The sequence below is a fragment of the Gordonia aquimaris genome (assembly GCF_026262595.1).
GTDB classification, from domain to species: Bacteria; Actinomycetota; Actinomycetes; order Mycobacteriales; family Mycobacteriaceae; genus Gordonia; species Gordonia tangerina.
Genome location: NZ_JAPKFM010000002.1, coordinates 53237 through 74818, shown reverse-complemented (window position 1 = coordinate 74818; position 21582 = coordinate 53237). Strand labels below are relative to the sequence as shown.

Annotated in this window: 21 protein-coding genes and 1 riboswitch; of the genes, 3 read left to right on the top strand and 18 right to left on the bottom strand. The window is 67.9% G+C overall.

Annotated features, from left to right (window positions below):
* Nucleotides 1-90 precede the first annotated feature (90 nt).
* From OSB52_RS02230 to hpt, 12 genes are all read right to left on the bottom strand, one after another.
* Nucleotides 91-894, bottom strand: coding sequence for a type III pantothenate kinase (locus OSB52_RS02230; protein ID WP_235724486.1), 804 nt, complete (start codon nt 892-894; stop codon nt 91-93).
* An 8-nt stretch (nt 895-902) separates the two neighbouring features.
* Nucleotides 903-1328 carry an aspartate 1-decarboxylase gene (gene panD / locus OSB52_RS02225; RefSeq protein ID WP_235724485.1) on the bottom strand — a complete coding sequence of 142 codons (426 nt, stop codon included), beginning with the start codon at nt 1326-1328 and terminating at the stop codon, nt 903-905.
* 30 nt (nt 1329-1358) lie between these two features.
* Nucleotides 1359-2276: a pantoate--beta-alanine ligase gene (gene panC, locus OSB52_RS02220; protein WP_266059948.1), complete on the bottom strand. Its 918-nt coding sequence runs from the start codon at nt 2274-2276 to the stop codon at nt 1359-1361.
* Nucleotides 2273-3274: a Rossmann-like and DUF2520 domain-containing protein gene (locus OSB52_RS02215; RefSeq protein WP_266059947.1), complete on the bottom strand. Its 1002-nt coding sequence runs from the start codon at nt 3272-3274 to the stop codon at nt 2273-2275. The genes panC and OSB52_RS02215 overlap by 4 nt, the downstream gene beginning before the upstream one ends.
* A gap of 143 nt (nt 3275-3417) precedes the next feature.
* On the bottom strand, nt 3418-4608 hold the full coding sequence (locus OSB52_RS02210) for a DUF6779 domain-containing protein (RefSeq protein WP_266059946.1): 1191 nt from the start codon (nt 4606-4608) through the stop codon (nt 3418-3420).
* An 83-nt stretch (nt 4609-4691) separates the two neighbouring features.
* Nucleotides 4692-5219 (bottom strand): DUF3180 domain-containing protein, encoded by a 528-nt coding sequence (locus tag OSB52_RS02205; protein ID WP_235724481.1) that lies wholly within the window; start codon nt 5217-5219, stop codon nt 4692-4694.
* Nucleotides 5216-5743 (bottom strand): 2-amino-4-hydroxy-6-hydroxymethyldihydropteridine diphosphokinase, encoded by a 528-nt coding sequence (folK, locus tag OSB52_RS02200; RefSeq protein WP_266059944.1) that lies wholly within the window; start codon nt 5741-5743, stop codon nt 5216-5218. The genes OSB52_RS02205 and folK overlap by 4 nt, the downstream gene beginning before the upstream one ends.
* Complete coding sequence (gene folB / locus OSB52_RS02195) at nt 5743-6132, bottom strand: dihydroneopterin aldolase (RefSeq protein ID WP_266059942.1); 390 nt, start codon at nt 6130-6132, stop codon at nt 5743-5745. The genes folK and folB overlap by 1 nt, the downstream gene beginning before the upstream one ends.
* A complete protein-coding gene (gene folP, locus OSB52_RS02190; RefSeq protein ID WP_266059941.1) occupies nt 6129-7052 on the bottom strand; it encodes a dihydropteroate synthase in 924 nt (307 codons plus the stop codon). Before folP ends, folB begins: the two co-directional genes overlap by 4 nt.
* Before the next feature lie 17 nt (nt 7053-7069).
* Complete coding sequence (folE, locus tag OSB52_RS02185; protein ID WP_372512295.1) at nt 7070-7708, bottom strand: GTP cyclohydrolase I FolE; 639 nt, start codon at nt 7706-7708, stop codon at nt 7070-7072.
* 69 nt (nt 7709-7777) lie between these two features.
* Entirely contained in the window at nt 7778-10282 is a 2505-nt protein-coding gene (gene ftsH / locus OSB52_RS02180; protein WP_266059940.1) for an ATP-dependent zinc metalloprotease FtsH, read from the bottom strand.
* Nucleotides 10283-10473: 191 nt separating this feature from the next.
* Nucleotides 10474-11085, bottom strand: coding sequence for a hypoxanthine phosphoribosyltransferase (gene hpt / locus OSB52_RS02175; protein ID WP_372475104.1), 612 nt, complete (start codon nt 11083-11085; stop codon nt 10474-10476).
* A 377-nt stretch (nt 11086-11462) separates the two neighbouring features.
* Here hpt and OSB52_RS02170 point away from each other — a divergent pair, with 377 nt between their 5' ends.
* Nucleotides 11463-12191, top strand: a complete 729-nt coding sequence (locus tag OSB52_RS02170) for a DUF8020 domain-containing protein (RefSeq protein ID WP_277614837.1) — start codon at nt 11463-11465, stop codon at nt 12189-12191.
* A 212-nt stretch (nt 12192-12403) separates the two neighbouring features.
* Here the strand turns inward: OSB52_RS02170 and tilS are convergent, their stop codons facing one another.
* Genes tilS through dacB form a run of 3 tightly spaced genes read right to left on the bottom strand, consistent with a single transcriptional unit; the run spans nt 12404 to nt 15869 of the window.
* On the bottom strand, nt 12404-13414 hold the full coding sequence (tilS, locus tag OSB52_RS02165) for a tRNA lysidine(34) synthetase TilS (protein ID WP_266059937.1): 1011 nt from the start codon (nt 13412-13414) through the stop codon (nt 12404-12406).
* A complete protein-coding gene (locus tag OSB52_RS02160; RefSeq protein WP_266059936.1) occupies nt 13393-14469 on the bottom strand; it encodes an Rv3626c family coenzyme F420 biosynthesis-associated protein in 1077 nt (358 codons plus the stop codon). Before OSB52_RS02160 ends, tilS begins: the two co-directional genes overlap by 22 nt.
* Nucleotides 14466-15869, bottom strand: a complete 1404-nt coding sequence (gene dacB / locus OSB52_RS02155; RefSeq protein WP_372475103.1) for a D-alanyl-D-alanine carboxypeptidase/D-alanyl-D-alanine endopeptidase — start codon at nt 15867-15869, stop codon at nt 14466-14468. The genes OSB52_RS02160 and dacB overlap by 4 nt, the downstream gene beginning before the upstream one ends.
* A gap of 133 nt (nt 15870-16002) precedes the next feature.
* Between dacB and OSB52_RS02150 the strand changes: the two genes are divergently transcribed.
* A complete protein-coding gene (locus tag OSB52_RS02150; protein ID WP_235724473.1) occupies nt 16003-16515 on the top strand; it encodes an inorganic diphosphatase in 513 nt (170 codons plus the stop codon).
* A 179-nt stretch (nt 16516-16694) separates the two neighbouring features.
* Here OSB52_RS02150 and OSB52_RS02145 read toward each other — a convergent pair whose 3' ends face one another.
* Together OSB52_RS02145 and OSB52_RS02140 are read right to left on the bottom strand one after the other, a co-directional pair.
* Complete coding sequence (locus OSB52_RS02145) at nt 16695-18374, bottom strand: MDR family MFS transporter (protein WP_235724472.1); 1680 nt, start codon at nt 18372-18374, stop codon at nt 16695-16697.
* Complete coding sequence (locus OSB52_RS02140; RefSeq protein ID WP_266059935.1) at nt 18371-18871, bottom strand: MarR family winged helix-turn-helix transcriptional regulator; 501 nt, start codon at nt 18869-18871, stop codon at nt 18371-18373. The genes OSB52_RS02145 and OSB52_RS02140 overlap by 4 nt, the downstream gene beginning before the upstream one ends.
* Before the next feature lie 171 nt (nt 18872-19042).
* On the opposite strand from OSB52_RS02140, the gene alc reads away from it, so the two are divergent.
* Nucleotides 19043-20026, top strand: a complete 984-nt coding sequence (gene alc, locus OSB52_RS02135) for an allantoicase (protein ID WP_235724506.1) — start codon at nt 19043-19045, stop codon at nt 20024-20026.
* A 72-nt stretch (nt 20027-20098) separates the two neighbouring features.
* Here the strand turns inward: alc and OSB52_RS02130 are convergent, their stop codons facing one another.
* Nucleotides 20099-21391: an aminotransferase class V-fold PLP-dependent enzyme gene (locus tag OSB52_RS02130; protein ID WP_266059934.1), complete on the bottom strand. Its 1293-nt coding sequence runs from the start codon at nt 21389-21391 to the stop codon at nt 20099-20101.
* A gap of 14 nt (nt 21392-21405) precedes the next feature.
* A riboswitch (SAM riboswitch) is annotated at nt 21406-21519 on the bottom strand.
* Nucleotides 21520-21582: the final 63 nt, after the last annotated feature.

Here is a 21582-nt window from a genome sequence, read left to right as displayed (position 1 = left end):
CCCTGCGGGACCGGTATGTCCTCCGCTGATCGAGTAACGACGAACGGAGTGAGGAGTGTATCGAGATCAGGTTCGGCGACAATCGGAACCTCAGCGCCGACGCTGCTGCTTTGACCGCTCGTACACCAGCCGCAACCCGTCGAGGGTCAGGTAGGGGTGATGGGCGGTGAGCGTTTCGCATTCGTCGAACATCAACGGCGCCAGGAAGCCGGTGGCCACCACGGACACGTCGTCGCCGTCGAAGCCGGCGACGGTGTCACGCACGCGGTCCACCAGCGCGTCGACCTGACCGGCGAACCCGTACAGGATGCCCGACTGCAGCGCCTCGACGGTGTTCTTGCCCAGCACGCTGCGCGGGGGCATCAACTCCACCTTTCGCACCGTGACGGTGTGTTCGGAGAGCGCCTCTACCGCGAGGTTCACGCCGGGGGCGATGGCACCGCCGAGGAACTCCCCCTTCGCCGACACCGCATCCACCACGGTGGCGGTGCCGAAGGCCACCACGATGCACGGCGCCTTCGGATAATTGTGGTGGGCGGCAACACAGTTGGCGACACGATCGGTGCCGACCTCTTTGGGGTTGTCCACCAGTAGCGGAACGCCGGTCCGCACACCGGGTTCCAGCAGGATGTGGTGATGGCCGTCGCCGAAGTAGCGCGGCACCATCACCCGCAGCTCACGCAGCAGCGACGGAACCGTGGACAGCGCCGCGACACCGGTCACCTGCTCGATGTCGGAGCCCAGCAGGCCGCGGATCAGCAGCGCGAGCTCGTCGGAGGTCAGGTTCGGCTCGGTGTGGATACGCCAGTCGCGCACCATTGTTGCGTGTTCGCCCGAGCCGGCGAAGACCCCGAGATGGATGTTGGTGTTCCCGATGTCGACGGTCAGCAGCATGGACGCGACTACACCGCGGTGTCGACGAGCTCACGCGGGTCACGCAACCCTGAGCCGGCGGGCACACGGGCCGGGTCGTCGCCGGCCTCGAGGACACGGTTGCGGTCATCGACAAACACGACCGAGGGCGAGTACTCGCGCAGCTCCTGCTCGTTCAAGATGCCATAGGCGATGATGATCACCAGATCGTCAGGGTGTACGAGATGCGCTGCGGCGCCGTTGATGCCGATGACACCGGAGCCGCGTTCGCCGGCGATGACATAGGTCTCGAGGCGGGCACCGTTGTCGATGTCGACGATGGTGACCTGTTCACCCTCGAGCAGGTCGGCGGCGTCGAGGAGATCCTGGTCGATGGTCACCGATCCCACATAGTGCAGGTCGGCCTGGGTGACCCGGGCCCGGTGGATCTTCGACTTCATCATGGTGCGGAACATATGCGATTCCCTTCGGTGGGTGATCTGGTGTCAGTGGTGGATCTGTTCGGGGTCGCGACCGGCGAAACCGGTGCCGATCGCGACGCCCACGTTGTCGATGAGGCGTGCCGCGCCGACCCGGGCGGCGACCAACAGCCGTCCGTCGCCCAACTCGGGTGGTTCGCCGAGTTGACGGTCGGTGAGCGCGAGGTAGTCCACCTCGATCTCGGGATTGGCGTCGAGCACCGACTGCGCAGCGGCGAGGATCGCGTCGCGTCCGCCGGCCGCGGCATGGGCACCGGCGACCAGCGCCGCCGACAACGTGGTGGCCAGCTCGCGTTGCTCCTCGTCGAGGTACCGGTTGCGCGACGACATCGCCAGACCGTCGCTCTCCCGCACCGTCGGCACGCCCACGACGTCGACGTCGAGGTTCAGGTCGTCGACCATCTGCTTGATCAGGACCAGCTGCTGATAGTCCTTCTCCCCGAAGTAGGCCGCATGCGGCGCGACGATGGTGAGCAACTTGAGGACCACGGTGAGCATCCCGGCGAAATGGGTGGGCCGAGACGCGCCGTCGAGCACGGCGCCGGCCGAGCCCGGATGGACCATCGTGCGCTGCCCGTCGGGATACATGTCGGCGGCCGTGGGCGCGAACACCACCTCCACCCCGAGCGGCCGCAGCAACTCGCAGTCGGCGTCGAAGGTGCGCGGGTAGGCATCGAGGTCCTCGTTGGCCCCGAACTGCAGCGGGTTGACGAAGATCGACACGATGACGACGGTGTTGCCGCTGGCCTTCGCGGTCCGGATCAGTTCGAGGTGCCCGGCATGCAGTGCGCCCATGGTGGGCACCAGCGCCACCCGCTTGCCCGCGCGACGCAGCGCGGACGTGATCCGGTGCAGCGTCGCCGGATCACGATGCACGGTGAGTTCGCCTGGCGTGTACGGCTTGTCGCCGAGGTCGGTGGTCATGTCGTCTCCAGCACGTCGATGAGTTCGGCGGGCGCAGCGGTGTGGGCTGCGGTCCGACGGGCGAGCACGCGATAGGCCTCGGCGATGCCGGTGGCACCGGCGTCGTCGGCGGGCAGCCTCCGCAGCGCAGCGAGATGGTCGGCGACGGCCTTTGCGTCGCCGCGGGCGACCGGCCCGGTCAAGGCGCGCGGCCCGAGCTCCAACACGTTCTGCAGAGATGCCGTCACGAGGGGGCCCAGGATGCGTTCGGCGAGCATCGCGCCGCTGCCGTCGACGGTGGCCGCGGCCCGCCCGGCCTGGCCGGCGGGCCCGTCGATCGCGGCGTCGAGCGCGGCCACCGCGTCGGTGATGAGGGTGATCAGATGGTTGGCGCCGTGCGCCAACGCGGCGTGATAGAGCACGCGGTCGGCTTCGGCGATGCGCACCGGTTCGCCACCCATCTCCAGCACCAGCGCCTGCGCGATCGCATACCCGACCTCGTCGGCGGCGGTCACACCGAAACAGGCCTGCCGCAGCCGTGTGGTGTCGTCGGCGGTGCCGACAAAGGTCATCGCCGGGTGGATGGCGAGTGGCAGGGCGCCCAGTTCGGCGAGCGGCGCGAGTACGGCGACGCCGCTGGCTCCGGCCGTGTGCGCGACCAGCGTGTTGGGCCGCAGCGCCCCGCTGTGGGCGATCTCGTCGACCACGGCACCGAGCGCCGCATCGGGGACGGCCAGGATCAGCAGCTCCGACCGGGCGACCACCGACTGCAGGTCCATGACCTCGGATTCGGGGAGCCGGTCGGCGGCGCGGCGTCGGGAGGCCTCGGAACGGGCCACCACCGCGCCCACCACGTGACCGGCCTGTTCGAGAGCGGCACCGAGTGCGGTTCCGACTCGGCCGGCCGAGATCAATCCGACGGTCAGACGCGCAGGGGTGGGGAGATTGGAAACGCCGGACAGGTACGGGGCATCCCCGTGCAGCCCGGACGGGCCGAGATCATCGCTCGGTGAGGTCACCACTGTCCTCCGCTGAAAATGTTCCAGTCCCGGCTGAGCTCGGGTACCAGACGTTGCAGGGCAAGACTAGGCCCTCGACACCGCCCGGGGCCAACGCCTGTGACAGGCTTCACGTGACGACACGCGTCACGGCACGCGGTCGGTCAGTCCTCCCGACGCCGCCGACCACCGCCGGGCGCACCCGACTGACGCAGCTGGCTGAGCAGCTCGGAGACCGGCAGGCCGGCGGAGTGAGCACTCTCGCTGTCCTCGCCCCGCCGCCGACGACGCCCCTGCAGGGCCGGGTTCGACTCGTCGCCGCTGCCCTCGTGCCGTCCCATCGCAGCGAACGACGCCGACTCCGGCGACGGTTCGGGACGGGCGTTGTCCGGTGCGGGTTCGGCGGGGGCCGACTCCTCGTCGGCAGCCTCCGGGATGTCGGTCCCGGCGTCGGCCGGCAGGTCGTCCACAGACTCTGGAGCAGCAGACTCGCGAGCAGCGGATACCGGAGCCGCAGACTGGGCGGGCGGCCACTCGTCGGTGGGCGACTCGTCGACGTAGGCGTCGGCGGGCGCGGACGTCTCGGCGCCGGCCTCCTCGTCGGCGAGGACGGCATCCTGCACCTGATCGTCGGTGACGTCGGTGGGCACCTCGGTCGCGATGCGTCCGGAGATGGGCGCCTCATCGGTGATCACCGGGATCACCTCGGTCATCTCGTTCGGATCGACGTCGGCCGGGATACGCCGACCGGAGTCCGCGGCCGGGGCGGTGGTGGCGAAGTCCTGCGCGGCGCGCACACTGTCGTCGGTGGCGAAGTCCGCGCCGAAACCGGTCCCGCCCCCATATCCGGAGCCGTAGCCGCCGGGCTGACCGATCCCCGAGGCCAGCTCCCGCAACTTCTCACTCGGCAGTGCGACCCGCGGATCCGGCAACGACTCACCGAGCAGGGTCTCCAGACTCGACCGCAGCGCCAGCACCTGGGCCTTGAGTTCGGCGAGCTCCTCGTTGGACTCGGCGCTGACCTCTTTGCGGATCGTGGTCTCGACGTCGAGCTCGTACTGGCGCCGGGCCGCGATCTCGCGCTCGAGCTGCAGTTCGTACACCAGCCGCAGATCGCGACTCTTGGCCTCCGCACTCTCGGCCTGCCGACGGAATTTGGTCACCAGGATGGCGCCGATCACGGCAGCCCACAGCGCTGCGATCACCGCCAGCGATCCACTGATCGACAACTGATCGGTGAAGACCATCAGGATGCTGGCCACAATGGCGAGCACGATGAGCAGACCCAGCAGCCACTGTCCCACCGATCTTCCGGAGCGCCGCGGCTCCGTGGAACGGCCGTTCGAGGTCGTCATGATCGTGAACTTACCGCCTGACCGCACTGAAGTTGCCCAAGCACCGCGGAGAGTCACGAATCCCTCGGGTGCTATGGGCGAGGTCAAGCAGGCCCCGGATGCCCTTCGACAGCGTCATCGGTCGGGTCGTCGGGTGCACGACAACAATATTCGAGCCAGAGGGCGGCCGCCACCAACACAATGCCGCCGACGAGTCCGACGATCGCGCCGGGCCGGTCGTGCTGCGCGGCGGCGAGATCGTGTCGGGTCCACAGGAACACGAGCAACCCGGCCCACACCCCGACCGCGATGGCGCCCAGGATCGCCGACGATTTCGCCAGTGCGAACACCCGTGCCGCGGTCAGCGGATGCAACTGCCCGCGGGCGCGCCCGACATCACGCGAGGCGACCCGGGCGCGCACGATGAACGCGATCACCGCCTCGAGCGCGGCCAGGATGTACAGCACCAGGCCGGCCAGTAAGGGCATCGGCGGCAGGCTGCCGTAGTTGTAGCGAACCAGTATCCACGCCACGATCGCCACGACGACAGCGATGGCGGTCAGGTCTCGCACCCGGGTGGGGCCGAGCCCGGATTCCTGGTTCTCCTCCGGTGGACGTTTCGGTGCGGTCATCGCCGCCTCGGTGTGGGCAGTTCGTCGACCACCACGACTCCGGCGCGTTCGTCGGGGTCGAGTTCGGCGACGAGGTCGACCACCGGGCGCTCGCCCTGCGCGGTCCACAGCGTGGCGTCCGGTTCGACGGCGAGCCACGGCACCAGCACGAAGGCGCGTTGCGCCGCACGGGGATGGGGCAGCGTCAGGACGGGATCGGCGCTGGTTACGACGTGGCCTTCCCGGCTGACGGAGATCACGTCGACGTCCAGAGTTCTGGGCCCCCAACGCACCTCACGGGTACGGTCGGCGGCCTGCTCGAGTTCTTGACAGATCTCGAGCCACTGCTCGGGAGAACGCTCGCCCTCCGCGATGATCGTCACGTTGAGGAAATCGTCCTGTGCGACGCCGCCCCATGGCGCCGTGGAGTAGATCGGTGAGACCGCCACGAGGTCGTCGGCGAGACGTTCGACCACACCGGCCAGGTGGGCCGTGCGGTCACCGATGTTGGACCCTGCCGAGAGGACGACGCGCGAATACGTCATCAACTCATCGACTTTCGGGAACCCATCGACTTACGGGAGCGTCGCGTGACCACCGCGACGTCGGCGAATTGCAGCGGGATGGGCGCCGACGGCTTGTGCACCGTCACCTCGCAGGCGGCGATCCGCTCATCGTCCATCAGCGCGTCGGCCACCTCACCGCCGACGGCCTCGATCAGGTTGCGCGGTTCGCCGGCCACGATGTCGTGAGCGCGTTGGGCGAGTGCACCGTAGTCGACGGTGTCGTCGAGGTCGTCGGAGGCAGCCGCCGCGGTCAGGTCGAGCCACAGGATGATGTCGAGGATGAAGTCCTGCCCGTCGCGGCGTTCGTGTTCGAAGACACCGTGGTTACCCCGGACGACGAGGCCACGCAGCTCGATGCGGTCGGTCATCGGCTGTTCCTCGCTCTGGTCGGACGTATCGGGTCGGCCGACCCGGCGTCGGTGGGTCGGCGGCGTCCGCCACGGCGCCAGGCGCTCGCGACGGCGATGGCATCGCGACTCTTGGCCACATCGTGCACACGGACCGCCCAGGCACCGTCGGCAGCGGCGAGGGTGGAGATGGCCGCGGTCGCGATCTCACGTCCCGCCGGTGGCCGGCTCTCGCCGTCGTCGGCCAGCAGGGTGCCCAGGAAGCGTTTGCGCGACGCCCCCACCAGCACCGGGAAACCGAGACCGACCAGGGTGGGCAGGGCGTGTAGCAGCGCCCAGTTGTGATCGGCGGTCTTGGCGAAGCCGAGGCCCGGATCGAGGATGATCCGATCGGCGTCGACACCGGCATCGACGGCCGCGTCGACCTGGGCCAGCAGTTCCCCGCTGACCTCGGCGACCACGTCGCGGTACCCGCCGGCGTCGTCGACGCCGTGGGTGAACGGTGCACCGGCATGAGCGGCGACCCGGTCGACGGGGCGCCAATGCATCAGGATCCAGGGCAGGCCCGAGTCGGCCACGACTCGGGCCATGTCGGCGTCGGCGCGTCCGCCGGAGACGTCGTTGATGACGGTGACACCGGCGTCGATGGCGGCCTCGGCCACCGCGGCCCGCATGGTGTCCACCGACAGCGGCACACCGGCGTCGGCGAGGCCCTTGATGACCGGCGCGACCCGCGACGCCTCCACCTCCGGGTCCACGCGGCTGGCGCCTGGTCGGGTGGATTCGCCGCCGACGTCGATGAGGTCGGCGCCCTGGGCGACCAGTTGGTGCCCGTGGGCGATCGCCGCGTCGAGGTCGAGGTAGCGGCCGCCATCGGAAAACGAGTCCGCGGTGACGTTGATGACCCCCATCACGAGGGTGCGGTCGGCATCCAGACGCATCGGGTCGCGTGGGCCGCTCAGGTTCGCGAGATCAGGTCGAGTGCCTCGCCACGCGAGACGGCGCTGGTCTTGAACAACCCGCGCACCGCCGATGTGGTGGTGGTGGCACCCGGTTTGCGGATACCGCGCATCGCCATGCACAGGTGCTCGGCCTCGATCACCACGATCACCCCGCGCGGCTCGAGCCGATTGACGATGGCGTCGGCGATCTGGCTGGTGAGACGTTCCTGGACTTGCGGACGCTTGGCGTACAGGTCGACGACCCGCGCCAGTTTGCTCAGCCCGGTCACCTGGCCACCTTCGCCGGGGATGTATCCGACGTGCGCGACGCCGTGGAACGACACGAGGTGGTGTTCGCAGGTCGAGTACATCGGGATGTCCTTGACCAACACCAATTCGTTGTGGTTCTCGTCGAAGATGGTGGCCAGCACCTCGCTGGGGTCGGTGTAGAGACCCGCGAACATCTCCCGGTACGCGTTGGCGACGCGGGTGGGGGTGCGTTGCAGCCCCTCGCGGTCAGGGTCCTCGCCCACCGCGATCAGCAGTTCTCGGATCGCGGCCTCGGCGCGAGGCTGATCGAACTGTCGTCCGCTCGGCGTGCGCGGGGCGAGTTCGTCGACCGCGCGATCCATGTCCTGCTGCTCACTGATGGTCATCGTGTCATCTGGTCCGTTCTGGGAACGTCGGTGCCGTCGGCGGGGTCTGACGCCTAGTGTCGCGGGTCGTTACCGGTATCCGGCACCGTTCGTGCCGGAGTCATCGGGTCCCCGGTCGTCTGGATTCCGGTCGGGAGACCCGTATCCGGCACCGTGGCCGTTGGTCCCGTTGGGGTACCCGTGTCCGTTCTGCTGCCCCTGGGGCTGCTGCCCCTGGCCACCACCGTGGTGGCCGGCACCCTGGTTGCCGGGGTAGCCGGGGTAGCCCTGGTTTCCGGGGTAGCCCTGGTTGCCGGGGTAGCCCTGGTCGCCGGGGTAGCCCTGACCGCCATAGCCGCCCGATGACCCATTGGGGCCGCCCTGCGGAGCGTCCCGAGGCGGCCAGCCCGGTGCCGACCAGTCGCGCGGGGCGCCGTAGTCGGGTCGGGTGCCGTGGGTGGGTTGACCGGAGTAGCCACCCGACCCCTGATATCCACCCGATGAGCCACCGTAGGGCTGGCCGGGCGCGGACTGCGGCGGGTAGGACGGTGGATACGACTGGCCCGGTGTCGGATTCGGGTAGCCGGGTGCGGCACCCGGATGTCCGGGCGGACCGCCCGCGCCGACCGGTTCCGGAACCGGCTCGGGCGCCGGCGGCGGCCACGGCTCACCACGTTCGATCGCCATTTCACCCGGCGTCTTCACCGGCGGCTTGTCGCTCGGGGTGCGATCACCGAACTCGTTGAAAGTGGTGATGCGCGGACGCTTGTGCACCTCGGCGAAGATCCCCTCGAGGTCCTTGCGGGTGAGCGTTTCCTTCTCCAGCAGTTCCGAGGCGAGCACGTCGAGCGTGTCGCGGTACTCCGACAGGATGGCCCACGCCTCGGTGTGCGCGGCCTCGATCAGGCGGCGCACTTCTTCGTCGATCTCGCTGGCGATCTCGGCCGAGTACGACGCCTGGTTGCCCATCGACCGGCCCAGGAACGGATCGCCCTGTTCCTGGCCGTAGTGCACGGCGCCGAGCTTTGCGCTCATGCCGTACTCGGTGACCATCGCACGCGCGATCTTGGTGGCCTGGTCGATATCGCTCGACGCACCCGTGGTGGGTTCGTGGAACACGAGTTCCTCGGCGGCCCGACCGCCCATCGCCATGACGAGACGCGCGATCATCTCCGAGCGAGTCATCAGGTCCTTGTCCTGCTCGGGCACCGCGAGAGCGTGGCCGCCGGTGCGGCCGCGGGCCAGGATGGTGACCTTGTAGATCGGATCGAGGTCGGGCATCGCCCAGGCCGCCAGGGTGTGTCCGCCCTCGTGATAGGCGACGACCTTCTTCTCGTGCTCGCTGATGATGCGGCTCTTGCGGCGCGGGCCGCCGATGACGCGGTCCACGGCCTCTTCCAGCATCTCGGCGGTGATGGTGTCTTTGTGCTCGCGAGCGGCCAGCAGCGCCGCTTCGTTGACGACGTTGGCGAGGTCGGCGCCGGACATGCCGGGAGTGCGCTTGGCCAGTCCGTCGAGGTCGGCGTCGTCGTCGATCGGTTTGCCCTGCGCGTGCACCTTCAGGATCGCGCGGCGACCGGCAATGTCGGGATTGCCGACCGGGATCTGCCGGTCGAAGCGGCCCGGCCGCAGCAACGCCGGGTCGAGGATGTCAGGGCGGTTGGTGGCGGCGATCAGGATGATGCCGGAGCGATCACCGAAGCCGTCCATCTCGACGAGCAGCTGGTTGAGCGTCTGCTCGCGCTCATCGTGGCCGCCGCCGAGGCCGGCACCACGCTGGCGACCGACGGCGTCGATCTCGTCGACGAAGATGATGCAGGGGCTGTTGTTCTTGGCCTGCTCGAACAGGTCACGCACGCGCGAGGCGCCGACACCGACGAACATCTCCACGAAGTCCGAACCGGAGATGGTGAAGAAGGGCACTCCGGCCTCGCCGGCGACGGCCCGGGCGAGCAGTGTCTTACCGGTTCCGGGCGGGCCGAACAGCAGCACACCCTTGGGGATCTTGGCGCCGAGCGCCTGATAGCGCGTCGGGTTCTGCAGGAAGTCCTTGATCTCGTAGAGCTCTTCGACCGCCTCGTCGGCGCCCGCGACGTCGGCGAAGGTGGTCTTGGGCATGTCCTTGGTGAGCTGCTTGGCCTTGGATTTGCCGAAGCCCATCACGCCGCCGCGACCACCGCCCTGCATGCGGTTCATCACGAAGAAGAAGAGTCCGAACAGCAGCAGCATCGGCAGGATGAAGATCAAGATCTGCCAGAGCGCCGATTCCTCGGTCACGTTCGTCTGATAGGGCGCGCCGGTCTGGGTGACGGTGTTGAACACTTCGTCGCCGGCCGCGGCGGGATACTTGGCGCTGATCTTGGTGACGTCCTGGCCGTCGACCTGGATCGGGTTCTTCAACTCGATTCGCAGCGTCTGCTCGCGGTCATCGATGTCGATGCGGTCGGTGTTCTTCACGTTGAGCTGCGTCAACGCGACCGAGGTGTCCACGGACGAGTACTCGCGGCCGGAGTCACGCATCACGCTCCAGCCCCAGAGGGCGAGCACGATCAACGCCACGATGGCGAGGTTGCGGAAGACTGACTTTCGGTTCATGCGTGTTGGTGGTGGTTCGGGCCGGTCTGGCTGTCCTGCCCGCGCCGTTCCCACTGTCCTTCCCGGTCGACGTCGCGGCCTGCCGCGCGTCGCGAGCGCAGCTGTCCGTATTTGTAGAGGCTACCGGTCAACGAACTTCCGGGGAAAACCGTTCCGCCCACCGTCCGCGGCTGCTCACCGCAGGTACACGGTCAGTTCTGGTACACCGTCGGGCGTAGCCGACCGATGAAGGGGAGATCGCGGTAGCGTTCGGCGAAATCGAGGCCGTAACCGACCACGAACTCGTTGGGGATGTCGAAGCCGACGTCGGCGACGTCGACCGGCGAACGCACCGCTTCGGGTTTGCGCAGCAGCGTGCACACCTCCAACGAGCGCGGCGAGCGGGTCGCGAGATTCTTCATCAGCCACGACAGCGTGAGCCCGGAATCGATGATGTCCTCCACGATGAGCACGTCACGGCCGGTGATGTCGCGGTCGAGGTCCTTGAGGATGCGCACGACTCCCGACGACGAAGTCGACGACCCGTAACTCGAGACGGCCATGAACTCCATCTGCGACGGGATGCTCAGCGCCCGCGCGAAGTCGGTCATGAACATGACCGCACCCTTGAGCACCCCGATCAACACGAGGTCCTGCTCGATGTCGGCGTAGCGCGCCGCCACCGACTCGGCGAGCTCCTGGGTGCGGAGCTTGATCTGCTCCTCGGTGATGAGGATCGCCTCGATGTCGTCGCCGTAGGCGTGTGAGTTGTCGACAGGTGCGGCGTCGGCGGGTGTGGTGTCGGATCCGTGTGGGGACTGCACGCTTCCAGCTTGTCATGTCCCGGCCGGAGCACGCCCACGACCACCCGGATCCGCGCGCGAATCTCGGGTGGATTCGCTGTCGTCGGCGTGGCGTTGGTCAACCGTCCCAGTGGGCCTGGTAACGATGTAGGTCGTTCGTACGACATTTTTTGTGGGAACGGGATGTCGCGCATCACACTAAGATCACGAATGACAACATGATTCACACGCGACACACTTTTCTCCAGCCGTGAACAGATATTTGTGAAAGTGAAATTCGTCCGCAGACGCTGTGATTTCAGGGGGCCTGGTCATTTGTTCTGCGAACGAGATTCCTTCATGCAGCCTGCCCAGCCCCGACTCTCGTCGCGGAGTCGATGACCTGAAAGACACCACATATGCATGCACACCCAGGCACCCGCACCCGCGGCCGCGGGCTTCGTCGCCACCTCCGCCTACTGACCGTCTTTTCCTTTGTCACCGTGGCGATTACGGCGTTCGCCGGGGTCGCGCAGGCCGCCCCGACCCAGCCCGCGCAGACAACGTACGACATTCACACGACAGCGACGTCCTTCTCCATCACCGTGCACAACGGCTCGATCAGCACGAATAACGGTGTGCTTGCCATTCGCAATAACGCCGGTGCCACCGCATTTCAGATGCCCCTGAACTATCGCAAGGAATATCTGCAATTCCCGATCGATGCCCGGACCTCGGGAAATAGCGCCACGCTGATACCTTCCCGTGACGTTGCGCGGGCCGTTCCGGTCAATCCGGCCGAGGTCGAGCGGCTGCGGGTGGAGGCTGCCAAGCAGCAGAAGGCGGCCGGCCCGCAGACGAAGCAGGAGCGGGATGACGAGGCGCTGGCTCGGTTCAATCAGGAAATTTCGGCTGGCATAAGCATCTCTTCCCTAGTCGGCACAGTGCTTGGAGCGATCGTCGGTGGCGTCGCTGGCTGCGCGATCGGTTTGTTTGCTGCGATCATCGGCTGCCCGGCAATCATCCCGCTCGGCGCATCACTTGGCGGAATCATCGGGCTCGCGTTGGGTGGTGGTGGATCGGTGATCTACTCCGCGATCAACTACTTCAACACCATCAACTCCCCCTTCGTCCCGCCCAAGAAGTGAGACGCTGACGCTTCACCCCCGACGGTCCGCCTCAGTGCTCGACGAGGCGGGCCGTCACTTTGTCTGCGACGTCGGCCTGCCATGGTCGCGAATTTCTGGCCGCAGTTCCCGATTCCGGCTTGGAGCTTCACCTGCGGCCAGAACCCACAACTGCGGCCGGAACTTTTCGGCCCGCGGCCGGCGGCGCGCGGCGCGCGGCGACGCGGCGTGCGTCAGCGGGGGTGGCGGGCGATGTGCAGGCGGGAGCCCGTGCGGGTGGCGACGAGGCGGGCGGTGGGGTCCCCGCCGATCGCGACCTGTGCGCGGGAGTCGGGATCGCACACCAGCGAGTCGACGGCGACGATCACCCGATGGGTGGGTTCGGTGGCGCCGACGTCGAGCAGCCAGCGACGCACCACCCGGGTACGCAACGCCGCCGGAGCGTCGGCGAGGACCGCAGCGTCGAGTATTACCGCACCGAGTTCTGGGGGTTCGGCTTCTGGGAGTTCGGCTTCTGGGAGTACACAGTCTGCACCGATGACCGCCCGGCCATAGAGGTCGTCGGCGAGTGCGTCGAGAGCGTCGTTGTCGTCTTGCAGCGTCGACGCCGTCCGGCCCAGCGCGTCGACGACCCCGCCGTGCAGGACGTCGTCGAGCAGCGGCAGCACCTCGGACCGCACGCGGACCCGGGTGAAGCGGGGATCGCGGTTGTGTGGGTCGTGATGTGGGCGCAGTCCGAGTTCGGCGCAGGCGGCCAGGGTCTGGGATCGACGAACGCCCAGCAACGGTCGGCCCCACGGCGGATTCCATGGCCGCATGCCGGCGATCGATCGTGTCCCCGATCCTCGCGCGAGGCCGAGCAGCACCGTCTCGGCCTGGTCGTCGGCGGTGTGCGCCAGCAGGACGGGCCGGCCGGCGCGGGCGCCGTCGAGTGCGGCGTAGCGAGCGGTGCGCGCGGCCGCTTCCATCCCGCCCGCGGAGCCCACGCGGACCGCAAGCACGGTCGCCTCGGCCCCCAGCCGCCGTGCGGCATCGACTGCCTCGGACGCAACGGCGTCCGATCCCGCCTGCAGACCATGGTCGACGACCAGCGCGCGCACCCGCAGACCAGCACGCACCGCGCACGCCATCAACGCCAACGAGTCCGGTCCGCCGGACAGCCCGACGCACACCTCGTCGCCGACGCCCGGGTACGCAGCTGCGAATTCGGCGACCGCGCGGGTTACAGCACCCGTTGCATCCACAGGCGCGGTTCGTCGATCTCGTTCGGTCGCGGCATCGTCTCCGGCGAGGTCCAGATGGTGTTGAACTGTTCCATCCCGACTGCGCCGACCACTTCGTCGACGAACGCCTTGCCCCGGATGTACTGCGCCAGTTTGGCGTCCATGCCGATGAGAGCCCGGATGATGCGCTGGATCGGGTTGCGGGGTGCGGTGCGTCGTTTGTCGAAGGCCGCGCGGATGTTCGCGACGGTCGGCACGTGCACGGGGCCGACGGCATCCATCACGTGATCGGCGTGGCCCTCGAGCAGGGTGCCGAGCATCATCATGCGGTTGAACGCCTCGTACTGTTCGGGCGTCTGCAGCAATTGCATCGCGCCGAGCACGCCCTTTTCGCGGGGTTTGTCGCCACGCAGCGTCTCGGTGATTCTGCCGATGATCTCGCCGGTCGATTCCCCCGCATCCGAGGTGAGGATCTCCAGATTGTCGATCATGTACTGGCGCAACCAAGGGTTGGCGGAGAACTGCACCCGATGGGTCACCTCGTGCAGGCACACCCACAACCGGAAGTCGCTGGGCACAACCTTCAGGGACCGTTCGACGGCGATGATGTTGGGTGCCACCACCATGAGCACGCCGGGGTCACCGGTGTCGGGGTCGGGGGTGAACGGGTCGTACTGCCCGAGGATGGCGCCGGACAGGAAGGCGAGCAGCCCGCCCGCCTGCACTCCCCCGGCCTTCGCGGAGAGTCCGGCGAGTCCGGAGGTGTCGGCCTCACCGCTGACGCCGAGCATCGACTGCATCGAGCGGGAGGCGGCGTCGACCCATTGCTTGCGGTCGAGGATGCGGGTGGTGGGCACCCGCAGGCCGTCGGCCAGACCGGTCAATTCGCGGACCGGCGCCTCGGCGCGGGTGGCCGCATCGGCCAGTTCGGCATAGGCGGCGTCGAGCGTGTATGCGGTGGTCTTGGGTCCCGGTCGGGCCAGTCGCCGTCCGGTGGCCGCGGCCAGGCCCCAATCGATCCGGGCGCCGATCGACTCGGCGTCGACCTGGTCGAGAGTCGTGTCGTTGCTGTTCATCGGCACCCACATTCCCTCAGCGCGCCGGCCACGTCGTCGAGCGCGGGCCGTGCATCGGCCGGGGACGTGCCTCCTGACATGAGCGCGAACGCCAGCACCCGGCCGTCGATCGTCTGGACTATCCCCGTCAACGAACTCACCCCGGTGAGGGTTCCCGTCTTCGCGCGTACCCATCCGGCGCCGGGATTGGTGTCCGGGTCGAAGCGGTCGGTCAGGGTGCCGGTGCCGCCGGCCACCGGCAGTCCGTCGAGCAACGACCGCATCAGCGGCTGCGACGGCCCGGCCGCCGCGCCCATCAGGGTGTCCAACACTCCGGCCGGCACCCGATTGGCGTACGACAGCCCCGACGCGTCGCGCAGGGTCACCGCCGACATGTCGAAGCCATGCCGGCTCAGCGAGCTCTCGATGGCGGCCACTCCGCCGGCGAGGCTCGCCGGGCCGCCCTGCGCGGTCGACAGTTCGACCGACAGCGTCTCGGCGAGCACGTTGTCGCTGAAGCGCATCATGTCGTTGACGCGCGTCACCAGCGGCGCCGACTGCACCTGCGCGATCACCTGTCCGCCGGTGGGCACGGTCTGCTCGGTGACGGGGGCGTCGACGCCGAGCGCCGCGGCCAGCGACTCCCCGGCGATGATGGCGGGGTCGGCGACGCGCGGCGAGTACTCGTCGAGCGGTTCTATGCGGGCGCCGTCGGCCATCAGCGATTCGATGGGCGCGATGTCGCCGCCGGCGATGTCACCGTCGTCCCAGGTGCTCTCCATCGACGGCCCGGTGTAGGCACTGGTGTCGACGGCCACCGAGGTGACGTCGATACCGGCCTTGCGGATCTGCGCGGCGAGGTCGGCGATGCGGGGGGCGCGCGTGTAGAAGGTGTCCGCGCCGGTCGGCTGCGCCGACAGGGTGGGATCGCCTGCGCCCTTCAGGATCACCTGTCCGCCGGGGCCGGCGACGACCGTGGTGGTGATCCGCTGATCGTGTGGCAGATCCAACAGTGCCGCGGCGGCGGTGAGGATCTTGGCGTTCGACGCCGGAACCCGCGGCTCGGTTGGCGAGTCCGACCAGAGCTGCTGCCCGGTGAGCGCATCGCTGATCTCCCCGGTGAACTCACCCAGAGCCGGGTCGGTGACCGCCTCTTCGATGGCCTGCCGCACCCCGGCGGGAGTGGGTTCGGGCGCGTTCGGCGGGACCGGGTTGATCTGCGGGTTCACCGCGATGGCGGCCGGCTGCGGCGGGATGCCGGGTGGCAGTTCCTCGGACGAGTCGATCTGCAGCGCGACGGCGACGGCGCCACCGCCGATGAGGGCCAGGATGACCACCGAGATCAGCGCCCACAGCACTCCTCGACGCGACCGCAGCGAACGACCCGACCTGCTGTCGGGCCTCGTCGATCCGAGCCGCACGCTCCGCCACCTCCGGTGATCGCCGTGGGGGTCGGGCCCCCATGTCCGCCTCACAGTATCGTTGAGGCGATCTGCGCAGGCGACTGCTCGTCGGCTGCCGTCACCACCAGCGACAACTGTGCCAGGAGGAACTGTGGAATTCGATGTGACCATCGAGATCCCGAAGGGTAGCCGCAACAAGTACGAGGTCGATCACGAGACCGGCAAGGTCTACCTCGACCGCTACCTGTACACGTCATTCGGCTACCCGGCCGACTACGGCTACATCGACGGCACCCTCGGTGAGGACGGCGACCCGTTGGACGCGCTGGTGCTGCTACCCGAGTCCGTGTACCCCGGTGTCATCGTCAAGTCCCGTGTGGTCGGCATGTACACCATGACCGACGAGGCCGGCGGCGACGACAAGCTGCTGTGCGTGCCCGCCGACGACGTGCGCTGGGACCACATCCAGGACATCTCCGACGTCAGCGAGTACGAACTCGGCCCGATCTCCCACTTCTTCGAGCACTACAAGGACCTCGAGCCGGGCAAGGAAGTTCAGCCCGGTGGTTGGGTCGGCAAGGCCGAGGCCGAGAAGGTCGCCCAGCAGGCCATCGACCGCCTCGCCGCGCATCCCGACCACGCCAACGAACCCTCCCGCGGCTAAGCAACCGCACCTGCGGCTGGCCACGACACCAGCACGGCGGTCGAGTGGGCACTGTTTTCCGTCGAGTGGGCGTCGCTTCCCACAGAACCGCACGTTCTGCCGGAAGTTCGACGCCCACTCGACACCAGCACAGCGCCCACTCGACACGAAAAGCGTGCTGGGCACGGTGCGAGCGTGACTTACGTGGCTTTCTGTCCTATCGGCCGACCCGTCCGCAACGGCAGTTCCTTCCACGTCACCGTCCCGATGATCGCGAATGCCGCCATGATCGACACGGCCAGGAACACGCTGTCCATCGAGTTCGCGAAGCCCTCCTTGATCGGGCGGGCGAGTTCCGGCGGTAGTTCCTGGATCACCGACGTGTCCGACATGACGTCCGACGACGCCGACGCCTGGCCGGGGTTCTGTGCCGCGGCAATGAGACCTTGCGCGAACTCACGGGTCTGCGGGTTGTCACTCTGCGCGGCCTGCGCCACCGCCGCCTGATACTCCGGCTGTGTGGCGGCCGAGCTCATCTCGTCGGCGATATTCGGCCCCATCAGGGAGAACAGCACCGAGAAGAACACCGCCACACCCATGGTGCCGCCGATCTGGCGGAAGAAGGTCGCGGTGCCCGTCGACAGGCCCATGTCCTTGGGCGGCAGGATGTTCTGCATCGCCAGCATGATCGGCTGCATCAGGTTGCCCAGGCCGAAGCCGATCAGCGCGGCGATGAGCATCACCAGATACAACGGGGTGTCCACGCCGACGAGGTGCATCAGGAATGCACCGACGGTGATGAGCACCGAACCGATGATCGGGAAGATCTTGTACCGCCCGGTGCGCGAGATCAGCTGACCGGACAGGATCGAACCGGTCATCAGGCCCAGCACCATCGGCAACATCTGCAGGCCGGCGACCATCGGACTCGACCCGCGCAGCACCTGGTAGTACTGGGGCAACATCGAGATGCCGCCGAACATCGCGGCACCGACGATCACCGAGATCCCGATACCCTGCGAGAAGATCGGGTTCCGGAACACCCGTAGCGGGATCAGCGCCTCGTCGCCCATCCGGTTCTCGATCCAGATGAAGGCGGCGATGCCGACGACGCCCACCACGTAACACAGCCAGGCTGCGCCGGAGGTCCAGCCCCATTCGCGGCCCTGCTCGGCGACGATGAGCAGCGGCGCGACGGCGATGGCCAGGGCGGTGGCACCCCAATAGTCGGTACGGCCACCCTGTCCCTTCTGCTGGTCGTAGTTGAGGACCTTGTAGATCAGCACCAGCGCGGCAATCCCGATCGGCACGTTCACCAGGAAGACCCAGCGCCAGCCGGTGACGAACAGGATCGACGACTGTCCGGCGAAGAGACCACCGAGCACCGGACCCAGGACGCTGGAGGTACCGAACACCGCCAGGAAGTAGCCCTGGTACTTGGCACGCTCACGCGGCGGCACGATGTCACCGATGGTGGTCAATGCCAGCGTCATCAGGCCACCGGCGCCGAGGCCTTGGAAGGCACGGAAGGCCGCGAGTTCGTACATCGACGTCGCGATGCTGCACAGGAACGATCCGATCACGAAGATCGAGATGGCCACCATGAAGAACGGCTTGCGGCCGTACATGTCCGACAACTTGCCGTACAGCGGTGTGACGATGGTCGCCGTCACCAGGTAGGCGGTCGTCGCCCAGGCCTGCATGTCGTAACCGTTGAGGTCGTCGGCGATGGTCCGGATCGATGTCGACACGATCGTCTGGTCCAGCGCGGCCAGGAACATCGCGCTCATCAGGCCGGCCAGCACCGTCAGGATCTGACGGTGACTCAACCCGGCGCCGGCGACGTCGTCGTCGCGGGCCGTGGCTGTGGATTCTGTCATTTCTGTCCTTTCACAAGCGCTTCGAGCGAGCCGGATCCCGTCTTGGCGCACGGGGGTGCGATCACGGACTCGGCGGCGTCGACGAACCTGCCGAGCAAACCGACCAGGGTGCGCAGTTCGTCGTCACTCCAGTCCGACATGGCGTTGTCCATGGCTGTACGACGCACCGTCCGCATCGCCTCGACGCGGGCTCGGCCGTCGTCGGTGATCACGAGCTGGGTGGCGCGACCGTCGTCGGGGTCGGCTTCGCGGCGTACCAGGCCGAGATCGACGAGTTGGGCCACATAGCGACTCACCGTCGACGGGTCGGCGTTGAGGCTCTCGGCGAGTTCCCGTGACCGCATGGGCTGGCGGGCCAGGTGGAAGAGCGACTTGAAGGCGGCCGACTCGAATTCGCCGTCCGGTGTCTTGAACGTGGTGTGTGCCGCACGGTCGCGGATGCGGATGTATCGGGCGAGAGTGTCGAACAGCTCGTCGAGAGCTCCCTGGTCGAGCATCACGCCTCCTCGAGTTCTTTACTTTCCCTTTGCAATTAGTTGCAAACTGCAATTAGTTGCCGGACGCAAGTATGCGCGCGGATTCGTGGGAAGGCAAACCGTTACCTACGATCAGAAAACGTGACTCCTCAGCCGCCTCCCACATCGGGCAACCGTCCGCATTTCACCTCCATGCCCGATCTCGCCCTTCGCGATCTCGGGGGCGCGGTGGTCTGGACCAACGACGACCTATTCGCCGAGGCGCAGAACCTCATCAAGACGCCGGCGGCGCAGTACCAGCCGGCCACGTTCGGTCACAAAGGCCAGGTCTACGACGGCTGGGAGACCCGGCGACGGCGGCAGAGCGGGGTCGACCAGGCGATCGTCCGACTCGGCGCGCCCGGCGTCATCTACGGCGTGGTGGTCGACACGTCGTGGTTCAAGGGCAACTATCCACCGCACATCTCGGTGGAGGCCGCCGCAGTGGAAGGCGTCGTCTCGGTCGATCAACTACTCAACGACGTCGAGTGGGTCACGATCGTCGACAAGTCCCCCGCCGAGGGTGACACCCGAAACCCGTTCAAGGTCGATGCGAAGAACCGGTTTACCCACGTACGACTGACAATGCACCCCGACGGCGGCGTGGCCCGCTTCCGCGTGCACGGTCGCGGAGTGCCCAACCCGCACTTCTTCCGCTACGGCCACTTCGACCTCGCCGCACTGGAAAACGGCGGCCTGATCACCGCCTGCTCCAACATGTTCTACAGCTCCCCCAACAATCTGCTGATGCCCGGACGCGCCCGCAACATGGGCGAGGGCTGGGAGACCTCGCGGCGCCGCGACGACGGCAACGACTGGGTCCAGGTCCGGCTGGCCGGGCGCGGCCAGGTCAGCCTCGTCGAACTCGACACCAGCTACTTCCTCGGCAACGCTCCCGGCGCGGCGACGGTTCGGGGTCGCGACGGCGAGAACGGCGAGTGGTTCGAGGTCCTGCCCCGCACCGAGCTGCAGCCCGACACCCGCCATCGCTTCGTCATCGACCTCGATCGTCCGATGACCGAGGCGCGCATGGACATCTACCCCGACGGTGGGATGGCGCGGTTCAAGCTGTACGGCACATTGACCGACGATGCGGAGGCCGAGCTCATCGAGCAGTGGGAGCGTGGCGAGGCCTGAGCTTCGCGCGCATCTATCGCGCATCCGCGCATGTCGAGACGTGCGCGGATGCGCGCTCGGTGCGCGGATGTGTCAGGCCTGCAATCGGTGCAGCGCCTCCACCAAACGGTTGATGTCGTCTGCGCCGGTCCCCAGGCCGAAGCTCGCGCGCACCGCACCATCGGGAAAGCCGAGCCGTTGAAGCAGCGGATGTGCGCAGAACTTTCCGTCGCGCACGCCGATTCCCGCTGTGTCACTGAGATGTTCGGCGACTTCACGGGGCGCGTGACCGTCCACGACGAACCCGGCTATACCGACCCGGTCGGTCGAGTCGTCGAAGATCCGCAGCAGCTCGACGCCGGCGATCCCGGCCAGTCCGGCGTCGAGGCGACCCAACAGCTCCGCCTCATGCGTACCAATGGTCTCGAAGCCGATGCCGGCCAACGCCTCGCAGGCCGCCGCGATCGCGATGGCGCCCAGCACGTTCGGTGATCCCGCTTCGTGTCGAGCTGCGCCGCTGCGCCATTCGACACTCGCCGACGCTGCGTCGTCGAGGGTGACTGCCGCCGACGCACCGCCGCCGGCGAGGTACGGGTCGGCCGCGTCGAGCCAGTCCGCCCGGCCGATCAGCACCCCGGCGCCGAACGGCGCGTAAAGCTTGTGGCCGGAGAACACGAGGTAGTCGATACCGTGGCTGACCATCGACACCGGCCGGTGCGCGACGAGCTGGGCTGCATCGACCAGGATGCGGGCGCCGTGTCGGTGGGCCAGCGCGGCGACACGGCCGATCGGCAGCACTTCACCGGTCACATTGGACGCCGCGGTCACCGCCAGCAACGCAGCCGGCGCCGCCGCCAACTCCGCCTCCAGCGCAGCCAGGGTGTCCTCGATCGTCGACCGCGCCCGCACCACCCGCGCGCCCCCGGCGCGCTCGCGGGCCGTCCACGGCAACAGATTCGCGTGGTGCTCGATATCCAGGACGACGACATCGCCGCGAGTGGCCCGGGCGGCCAGATTGATCGCGTCGGTGGTGCCGCGGGTGAACACCACGGCGTCGTCGATCCGTCCGCGCACGAAGGCTCGTACCGACTCGCGGGCCGACTCGTACCTGACGGTGGTGACCTGCGAATGATGTCCGGCACCCCGATGGACGCTCGCGTACTGGCCGAGCGCGGCCTGCACGGCGCCGGCCACCGCGGCCAGCGCCGGCGCACTGGCCGCGTAGTCGAGGTTCACATAGCGCACCGACCCGCCTGAGCACAGTGGAACGTGCGCGGTGGCGCCGACGACCTCGGCCAGCGGCGGGATCGGGGTCGGCTGCGGGCACGCGGGCAGCGGCGCAGCCGCGAGTGACGTGATGAATGGGTCTGACAGCACAGTGGACATGAACGCTCCTAGGGAATCCGCACTTGCCGTGGCCACCTCGACCACAGCCGGGTCGTCACCCGGAGCACCCCACCGCGGAGGAGGGTTGCCGGCCAGCGAGCCGGGGCTTGTCACTGGCACTCATGACCCGCATCAACAGTCGCCCATCGGCCCCGGATGAGTCAATTTCCGATCATCGTGAGCGAAACCCG

Excerpts from the sequence above, each read along its gene's own strand:
- OSB52_RS02230 (WP_235724486.1), bottom strand. The coding sequence starts at position 894 with ATGCTGCTGACCGTCGACATCGGGAACACCAACATCCATCTCGGGGTC.
- panD (WP_235724485.1), bottom strand. The coding sequence starts at position 1,328 with ATGTTCCGCACCATGATGAAGTCGAAGATCCACCGGGCCCGGGTCACC.
- panC (WP_266059948.1), bottom strand. The coding sequence starts at position 2,276 with ATGACCACCGACCTCGGCGACAAGCCGTACACGCCAGGCGAACTCACC.
- OSB52_RS02210 (WP_266059946.1), bottom strand. The coding sequence starts at position 4,608 with ATGACGACCTCGAACGGCCGTTCCACGGAGCCGCGGCGCTCCGGAAGA.
- OSB52_RS02205 (WP_235724481.1), bottom strand. The coding sequence starts at position 5,219 with ATGACCGCACCGAAACGTCCACCGGAGGAGAACCAGGAATCCGGGCTC.
- folK (WP_266059944.1), bottom strand. The coding sequence starts at position 5,743 with ATGACGTATTCGCGCGTCGTCCTCTCGGCAGGGTCCAACATCGGTGAC.
- folB (WP_266059942.1), bottom strand. The coding sequence starts at position 6,132 with ATGACCGACCGCATCGAGCTGCGTGGCCTCGTCGTCCGGGGTAACCAC.
- folP (WP_266059941.1), bottom strand. The coding sequence starts at position 7,052 with ATGCGTCTGGATGCCGACCGCACCCTCGTGATGGGGGTCATCAACGTC.
- folE (WP_372512295.1), bottom strand. The coding sequence starts at position 7,708 with ATGACCATCAGTGAGCAGCAGGACATGGATCGCGCGGTCGACGAACTC.
- ftsH (WP_266059940.1), bottom strand. The coding sequence starts at position 10,282 with ATGAACCGAAAGTCAGTCTTCCGCAACCTCGCCATCGTGGCGTTGATC.
- OSB52_RS02170 (WP_277614837.1), top strand. The coding sequence starts at position 11,463 with ATGCATGCACACCCAGGCACCCGCACCCGCGGCCGCGGGCTTCGTCGC.
- OSB52_RS02160 (WP_266059936.1), bottom strand. The coding sequence starts at position 14,469 with ATGAACAGCAACGACACGACTCTCGACCAGGTCGACGCCGAGTCGATC.
- OSB52_RS02145 (WP_235724472.1), bottom strand. The coding sequence starts at position 18,374 with ATGACAGAATCCACAGCCACGGCCCGCGACGACGACGTCGCCGGCGCC.
- OSB52_RS02140 (WP_266059935.1), bottom strand. The coding sequence starts at position 18,871 with ATGCTCGACCAGGGAGCTCTCGACGAGCTGTTCGACACTCTCGCCCGA.
- alc (WP_235724506.1), top strand. The coding sequence starts at position 19,043 with ATGCCCGATCTCGCCCTTCGCGATCTCGGGGGCGCGGTGGTCTGGACC.
- OSB52_RS02130 (WP_266059934.1), bottom strand. The coding sequence starts at position 21,391 with ATGTCCACTGTGCTGTCAGACCCATTCATCACGTCACTCGCGGCTGCG.